The sequence below is a fragment of the Thauera aminoaromatica S2 genome (assembly GCF_000310185.1).
GTDB lineage: Bacteria > Pseudomonadota > Gammaproteobacteria > Burkholderiales > Rhodocyclaceae > Thauera > Thauera aminoaromatica.
Genome location: NZ_AMXD01000158.1, coordinates 1 through 7,599 on the forward strand (window position 1 = coordinate 1; position 7,599 = coordinate 7,599).

General features: G+C 69.4%; 8 protein-coding genes. All 8 read left to right on the plus strand.

The genetic code is table 11. The features are described from left to right. Positions 1-895: 4Fe-4S dicluster domain-containing protein (locus C665_RS16960; protein WP_004323739.1), on the plus strand; the 895-nt coding region annotated here is incomplete at its 5' end. A gap of 10 nt (positions 896-905) precedes the next feature. Continuing rightward, positions 906-1,553 carry a TorD/DmsD family molecular chaperone gene (locus C665_RS16965; RefSeq protein WP_004323740.1) on the plus strand — a complete coding sequence of 216 codons (648 nt, stop codon included), beginning with the start codon at positions 906-908 and terminating at the stop codon, positions 1,551-1,553. 67 nt (positions 1,554-1,620) lie between these two features. Further along, the gene (locus C665_RS16970; RefSeq protein ID WP_004323741.1) at positions 1,621-1,827 is read left to right on the plus strand and encodes a twin-arginine translocation signal domain-containing protein; all 207 of its coding nucleotides are present in this window, start codon (positions 1,621-1,623) and stop codon (positions 1,825-1,827) included. A gap of 13 nt (positions 1,828-1,840) precedes the next feature. Further along, complete coding sequence (locus C665_RS16975; protein WP_004323742.1) at positions 1,841-4,753, plus strand: formate dehydrogenase subunit alpha; 2,913 nt, start codon at positions 1,841-1,843, stop codon at positions 4,751-4,753. Positions 4,754-4,771: 18 nt separating this feature from the next. Continuing rightward, on the plus strand, positions 4,772-5,410 hold the full coding sequence (gene fdh3B, locus C665_RS16980) for a formate dehydrogenase FDH3 subunit beta (RefSeq protein ID WP_004323743.1): 639 nt from the start codon (positions 4,772-4,774) through the stop codon (positions 5,408-5,410). Beyond that, positions 5,407-5,643, plus strand: a complete 237-nt coding sequence (locus C665_RS16985; protein WP_004323744.1) for a hypothetical protein — start codon at positions 5,407-5,409, stop codon at positions 5,641-5,643. The genes fdh3B and C665_RS16985 overlap by 4 nt, the downstream gene beginning before the upstream one ends. A 10-nt stretch (positions 5,644-5,653) precedes the next feature. After that, complete coding sequence (locus C665_RS16990; protein WP_004323745.1) at positions 5,654-6,676, plus strand: formate dehydrogenase subunit gamma; 1,023 nt, start codon at positions 5,654-5,656, stop codon at positions 6,674-6,676. A gap of 176 nt (positions 6,677-6,852) precedes the next feature. Further along, a partial coding sequence (locus C665_RS16995; RefSeq protein WP_004323746.1) for a THUMP domain-containing class I SAM-dependent RNA methyltransferase occupies positions 6,853-7,599 on the plus strand: 747 nt, incomplete at its 3' end.

Consider the following 7,599-nt stretch of genomic DNA (forward strand, 5'->3'; position numbering starts at 1 on the left):
CGCCGCGATCGCCCGCCTCGCGCGCCGCGGCCGCGGCCTGCCGGCGCGGGTGATCCCGGTCGAGGTGTGGAGCGCCGACGCGGTCGGGCTGGACCTGATGCTCGGCAGCCTCGCGCTCGGCGCCTGCCAGGTGGCGGTGCTCGCCGCCGGCAGCCACGACGCCGCGCCGCTCGAGGCGCAGGCGGGTCATGGCCAGGCCATCCTCTCCGCCCTGGGTTACGGCGGCGAACACCTGCGCGTGATCGAGGCCGACGCCGACGACTGGCAGGCGCTCGAGCGCGCACTGTACGACTGGGCTCCGGCGATGACCGTCGCCGAACCCGCGCGTTTCCGGTTGCTGGCGAAGAAGCGCGAGACGCTGGACTTCGCGCTCCGCCATCTGGTCGCCCACGCGCCTGCCACGACCACGCCTGCGGGCCTGCCGGCGGCGATCGCGCTCAACGCGGGCGCACCCTTCGGCCAGGTGATCGCATCCGACGCCTGTACCTTGTGCATGTCCTGTACCGGCGCCTGTCCGGCGGGCGCGCTGCGCGCCGCCAGCGACGCCTACCGCCTCGAGTTCGTCGAGAAGAACTGCCTGCAGTGCGGCCTGTGCGAGGCGTCCTGCCCGGAGTCCGCGATCACGCTCGAGCCGCGCCTGCTGCCGGGCGAGTACGGCACCGAAGGTGCGCGCCGCGCGCGCGCCCTGCGCGAAGCCGACATCTTCCACTGCACCGCCTGCGGCAAGGCCATGGGCGCCGCGCCGCTGATCGAATCCATGATCGCCCGCCTGTCCGGCCACGCCATGTTCGCCGGCGAGGCCGAGCGCGCGCGCCTGCGCATGTGCGCCGACTGCCGGGTGATCGACATGATGAAGGCCGAAACGGCCGTCAAGGCCTGGGACCTCACTGAATGAACGACTCCGAATGAGCGCAGCCGCGAACGCCAGCATTTCCATCCAGCCCCAGCCGACCTGGTCGGACGAGGACCGCGCGCGCGCCGAGCACTACGCGCTGATCGCCCGTCTGTTCCACGCCGCGCCCGACGCTGCGCTGCTCGCGGCGCTCGCGCAGGCGGGGCGGACGCTCGGCGGCGAGGGCGGCGAGCTGCCGCGTGCCTGGGCCGCTTTGGGCGCGGCGGCGCAGACGATGCCGCTGCAGGCGGTGGCCGAGGAGTTCGACGCCTTGTTCGTCAGCGTCGGCAAGCCCGAGGTGATGTGCAACGGCTCCTGGTACCTGACCGGCTTCCTGCAGGAAGAGCCGCTCGCCGAGCTGCGCGACGACCTCGCCGAACTCGGCCTGGGCCGCCGCGCGGGCGTGACCGAGACCGAGGACCACATCGCCGCACTCGCCGAGGTCATGCGCCACCTGGTGCTGACCGGGCCGGACGACGCGGGGCTGGCGCGCCAGCGGCGCTTCTTCGGCCGCCACCTCGCGCCCTGGTACGCGCAGTTCGCCGGCGCGCTTGCGGCGGCGCCGGGGGCGGATTTCTACGCGAAGGTCGGCGGCCTGCTGGCGGCCTTCATGGACATCGAGCGCGAGGCGTTCGACATGCTGGAGGCGGAAGCGCGCTGAGCGCGGCCGCCATGGACACGATGCGGGGCGGGCGGGCGCCTGCGCCGCGAATGAGGGGAGAGCGAGGATGAAGGACGAAAACACCAAGCTGTCGCGCCGCAACTTCCTGGCCGCGATCGGTGCCGGCAGTGCCGCTGGCGCCGCCACGCTGGCCGCGACCGCCGCCCAGGCGTCGCCTGTCACCGCCAAGGTGGTCGAGGAGGCGCGCCGCGAGGTCGCCGACCAGGGCGTGAGCGAGCACATGCGCAATTACTACCGCACGACGCGGATCTGAGGAGGACGCGAGGATGTTGACGAAGAAATCCGCGACCGCCGCCACCAGCGCGCGTCGCCTGCGCGGCGCCGCCGCGCGCCAGCTCGGCCAGACCATGGACCGCCGCGCCTTCCTGAAGCGCTCCGGCCTGGGCGTGGGCGCCGGCGCGCTCGCCACCCAGCTGCCCTACAACTTCATCGGCGCCGCCGACGCCGCGGCGCCCGCGGGCGTGTCGCGCGCCGAGGGCAAGGCCGAGATCCGCCGCACCGTGTGCACCCACTGCTCGGTGGGCTGTGCCGCCGACGCGGTGGTGCGCAACGGCGTGTGGGTGCATCAGGAGCCGGTGTTCGACTCGCCGATCAACCTCGGGTCGCACTGCGCCAAGGGCGCCGCGCTGCGCGAGCATGGCCACGGTGAATACCGCCTGAAGTATCCGATGAAGCTGGTCGACGGCAAGTACCAGAAGATCTCGTGGGAGCAGGCGCTCAACGAGGTCGGCGACCGCCTGCTGAAGATCCGCGAGGAGTCCGGCCCCGACGCGGTGTATTTCATCGGATCGTCGAAACATAACAACGAGCAGGCCTACCTGCTGCGCAAGTTCGTCTCCTTCTGGGGCACCAACAACACCGACCACCAGGCGCGCATCTGCCACTCCACCACCGTGGCGGGCGTGGCGAACACCTGGGGCTACGGCGCGATGACGAACTCCTACAACGATATGCAGAACGCCAAGGCGATGCTGTTCATCGGCTCGAACGCGGCCGAGGCGCACCCGGTGTCCTTGTTGCACATCCTGCACGCCAAGGAAAACGGCGCCAAGATGATCGTCGTTGACCCGCGCTTCACCCGCACCGCGGCCAAGGCCCACCAGTACATCCGCATCCGCTCCGGCACCGACGTTCCCTTCCTGTTCGGCCTGCTGTACCACATCTTCCAGAACGGCTGGGAAGACAAGCAGTACATCGACGACCGCGTGTTCGGCATGGACAAGATCCGCGAGGAAGTGCTCGCCAAGTGGACGCCGGACAAGGTGGAAGAAGCCTGCGGTGTGCCCGCGGAGCAGATGCTGCTCGCCGCCCGCACCATGGCCGAGAACCGCCCGAGCACCATCGTCTGGTGCATGGGCCAGACCCAGCACTCGATCGGCAACGCGATGGTGCGCGCCTCCTGCATCCTGCAGCTCGCGCTCGGCAACATCGGCAAGTCGGGCGGCGGCGCCAACATCTTCCGCGGCCACGACAACGTGCAGGGCGCGACCGACGTCGGCCCCAACCCCGACTCCCTGCCCGGCTACTACGGCCTCGCCACCGGCTCGTGGAAGCACTGGGCGAACGTGTGGGGCGTGGACTACGAGTGGGTCAAGGGTCGCTACGTCTCGCAGGAGCTGATGGAGAAGTCCGGCATCACCGTGTCGCGCTGGATCGACGGCGTGCTCGAGAACAAGGACCTCATCGACCAGCCCGCCGGCAACCTGCGCGCGGTGGTGTATTGGGGTCATGCGCCCAACTCGCAGACGCGCGGCGCCGAGATGGTCGAGGCGATGAAGAAGCTCGACACCCTGGTGGTGATCGACCCCTATCCGTCGGCCACCGCGGCGATGGCGGCGATGGTGCGGAAGGACGGCGTGTACCTGCTGCCGGCCTGCACCCAGTTCGAGACCCACGGCTCGGCGACCGCGTCGAACCGCTCGATCCAGTGGCGCGAGAAGGTCATCGAGCCCCTCTTCGAGTCCAAGCCCGATCACACCATCATGTACGCCTTCGCGAAGAAGTTCGGCTGGGCCGAGCAGTTCGTGAAGAACATCAAGCTCGAGAAGGATGCCCAGGGCTGGGACGAGCCGAGCATCGAGGACACGCTGCGCGAGATCAACCGCGGCACCTGGACGATCGGCTACACCGGCCAGTCGCCCGAGCGCCTCAAGCTGCACATGAAGAACATGCACACCTTCGACGTCAAGACGCTGAAGGCGGTGGGCGGCCCCTGCGACGGCGAGTACTTCGGCCTGCCGTGGCCGTGCTACGGCACGCCCGAGATGAAGCACCCCGGCACGCCCAACCTCTACGACACCTCCAAGCACGTGATGGACGGCGGTGGCAATTTCCGCGCCAACTTCGGCGTGGAGAAGGACGGTGTGTCGCTGCTCGCCGGCGCGGGCTCGGCCTCCAAGGGCGCCGACCTGCAGATGGGCTACCCCGAGTTCGACCACGTGCTGTTGAAGAAACTGGGCTGGTGGGACGAGCTCACCGACGCCGAGAAGGCCGCTGCCGAGGGCAAGAACTGGAAGACCGACCCCTCGGGCGGAATCATCCGCGTGGCCATGAAGAACCACGGCTGCCACCCCTTCGGCAACGCCAAGGCGCGCGCGGTGGTGTGGAACTTCCCCGACCCCATCCCGCAGCACCGCGAGCCGATCTACTCGCCGCGCCCGGACCTGGTCGCCAAGTACCCGACCCACGACGACAAGATGAAGTTCTGGCGCCTGCCTACCCTGTACAAGTCGATGCAGGAGAAGGTGAAGGACATCTCGAAGGACTACCCGCTGGTGATGACCTCCGGACGCCTGGTCGAGTACGAGGGCGGCGGCGAGGAGACCCGCTCCAACCCCTGGCTGGCCGAGCTGCAGCAGGAGATGTTCGCCGAGGTGAACCCGAAGGACGCCAACGACGCGGGCTTCCGCAATGGCGAGTACATCTGGGTCGAGTCGCCCACCAAGGCGAGGCTCAAGGTGCGCGCGCAGGTCACCCAGCGCGTGGCGCCGGGCACGGTCTTCCTGCCCTTCCACTTCTCCGGCTGGTGGCAGGGCAAGGACATGCTCGAGTTCTACCCCGCGGGTGCGGCCCCGGTCGTGCGCGGCGAGGCGGTCAACACCGCCACCACCTACGGCTACGACTCGGTGACCATGATGCAGGAAACCAAGACCACCCTGTGCCGCGTGAGCAAGGCCTGAGGACGAGGAGAGTAAAAGATGGGACGCATGAAATTCCTCTGTGACGCCGAGCGCTGCATCGAATGCAACGGTTGCGTCACCGCGTGCAAGAACGAGCACGAGGTGCCCTGGGGCGTGAACCGCCGCCGGGTGGTGACGATGAACGACGGCGTGCCGGGCGAGCGCTCGATCTCGGTGGCCTGCATGCACTGCTCGGACGCGCCCTGCATGGCGGTGTGCCCGACCGACTGCTTCTACAAGACCGAAGACGGCGTGGTGCTCCACGACAAGGACAAGTGCATCGGCTGCGGCTACTGCTTCTATGCCTGTCCGTTCGGCGCGCCGCAGTTCCCCAACGGCCCGGCGGCTTTCGGTGCGCGCGGCAAGATGGACAAATGCACCTTCTGCGCCGGCGGCCCCGAGGAGACCGGCTCGGCCGCCGAGTACGAGAAGTACGGCTCCAACCGCCTCGCCCAGGGCAAGTTGCCGCTGTGCGCCGAGATGTGCTCGACCAAGGCGCTGATCGCCGGCGACGCCGACGTGGTGGCCAACATCTTCCGCGAGCGCGTGCTGCGCCGCGGCACTGGCGCCGAGGTGTGGGGCTGGGATGCGGCCTACGGCGGCGGTGAGCGCAAGCAGGAACGCAAGCAGGAACGCAAGCGGGAGGGGCAGTCATGAGTACCGGCAAGCTGAAGTCGATCGCGCTCGCGACGCTGGCCGGCGCTGCGCTGCTCGGCCTGTCGGCCTGCAGCGAGGTGCCGCAGGTCACGGTGTACGAGCAGGGCCAGTACCGCGGCAAGACCGACGCACGCCCCTGGGAAGGCGGCGAGTTCAAGGGCGACCGCGCGGCCTGGGAGAAGGCGCTCAAGGAGCGTTCCCGCGGCCAGAACGAGTACAACCGCATCCAGTGAGGAGATCGTCATGACGACACACGCGATGCGGGGGCAGCGCGGTGGCTGGCTCGCCGTGCTGCTGCTCGCGCTCATGCTGTGGGCGACGGCGCTGCCGCTGCAGGCGGCAGCGCCGCAGCACGGCAGTACCGCGGCGGAGCAGGCCGAGCGCCAGGTCGAGCGCCCGCTCAACAACGCGCCGGTGTGGCGCGCGGTGCGCTCGGGCGAGGAGCACTTCACCCTCTCGCGCAGCCCCGAGGCCGGTGTGCTGATCCAGAGCGAGGGCAACACCTGGCGCCAGCTTCGCAACGGCCCGGTCACGCTCTACGGCGGCTGGCTGCTCATTCTCGTGCCTTCGGCCATCCTGCTGTTCTGGCTGGTCAAGGGCACGATGAAGCTGCACGGGCAGAAGACCGGGCGCAAGATGCTGCGCTTCTCGGCTTTCGAGCGCTTCGTGCACTGGGGCACGGCGATCAGCTTCCTGCTGCTTGCCGTCACCGGAGTGGCGATCCTGTTCGGCAAGCACGTGCTGCTGCCGCTCATCGGCCATGGCGGGCTGGGCCTGCTGCTCAACGCCGGCAAGCTGGTGCACAACTACGTCGGCCCGCTGTTCGGGGTCTTCGTGGTGCTGATGTTCTTCGCCTTCCTGCGCGACAACGTCTGGCGGCCGATCGACGCGCAGTGGATCCGCCGCGCCGGCGGCCTGCTCGACGGCAGCCACGTGCCTTCGGGGCGCTTCAACTTCGGCGAGAAGACCTGGTTCTGGTTCGGCGTCACCTTCCTCGGCCTCACCGTGGCGATCTCCGGCCTGATCATGGACTTCCCGAACCTGGGTGACTGGAGCCGTGCCGACATGCAGACCGCGAACATCGTGCATGCGATCGGCGCCATCCTGATGCTGGGGCTGGCCTTCGGCCACATCTACATGGGCACGCTCGGCGCCGAAGGCGCCTACGAGTCGATGAAGACCGGCTACGTCGACGAGACCTGGGCGCGCGAGCACCACGAGCAGTGGTACCACGACGTCAAGGCGGGCAAGTCCGGGCATCCCTGAGCGGGCCCGCCATCTCCTCTCCCTCGTCCGGGCCGCCCATCCCTTCGGCCCGGGACGCTTCGGCCCCGACCGGCATCGCATGCCTGCGGGGCCGCGTTTTGTCGGCTTCCCGGGGTTCGCGCTGCGGCGCATGGGCCCACTAGGTACAATCCGTTTTTGTCCGCCCGGAGCCCGACATGGCCGAAACCTTCTTTTCCCCCTGCCCGCGCGGCCTCGAGGCGCTGCTGGCCGAAGAGCTGGTGACTTTCGGCGCGCGCGCGGCGCGCGCGGTGCATGGCGGGGTGAGCTGGGAGGGCGACTGGGACGCCTGCCGGCGCGCCAACCTCGAGAGCCGGCTAGCCACCCGCGTGCTGTGGCGGGTGGGGCAGGGGCGCTATCGCGCCGAGGTCGACATCTACAAGCTCGCCTATAGCGTCACCTGGGCGAAGTGGTTCACCGCCGACGACACCATCCGCATCTACGTCACCGCGCAGAAGTCGCCGCTCAAGAGCCTCGAGTTCATCACCCTGCGGGTGAAGGATGCGGTGTGCGACCACTTCCGCACGGTGGCCGGACGGCGGCCGAACGTGGATACCGCCGACCCGGCGGTGCGCATCCACCTGTTCCTCACCGTCGACACCGCCACGCTGTATGTCGACACCACCGGCGAGCCGCTCTACAAGCGTGGCTACAAGCCTGCTGCGGTGGAGGCGCCGCTGAAGGAGAACCTCGCCGCCGGCATCCTGCGCCTCACAGGCTGGCAGCCGGACGAGGCCCTCGTCGATCCGATGTGCGGCAGCGGCACTTTCCTGATCGAGGCCGCGCAGATGGCGCTCGACATCGCGCCGGGCCTCGGGCGCGGCTTCGCCTTCGAGCGCCTGCGCATCCACGACCGCGGCGCCTGGGCGGCGCTGCGCCGCGCCGCCGAGCAGCGCCGCAAGCCG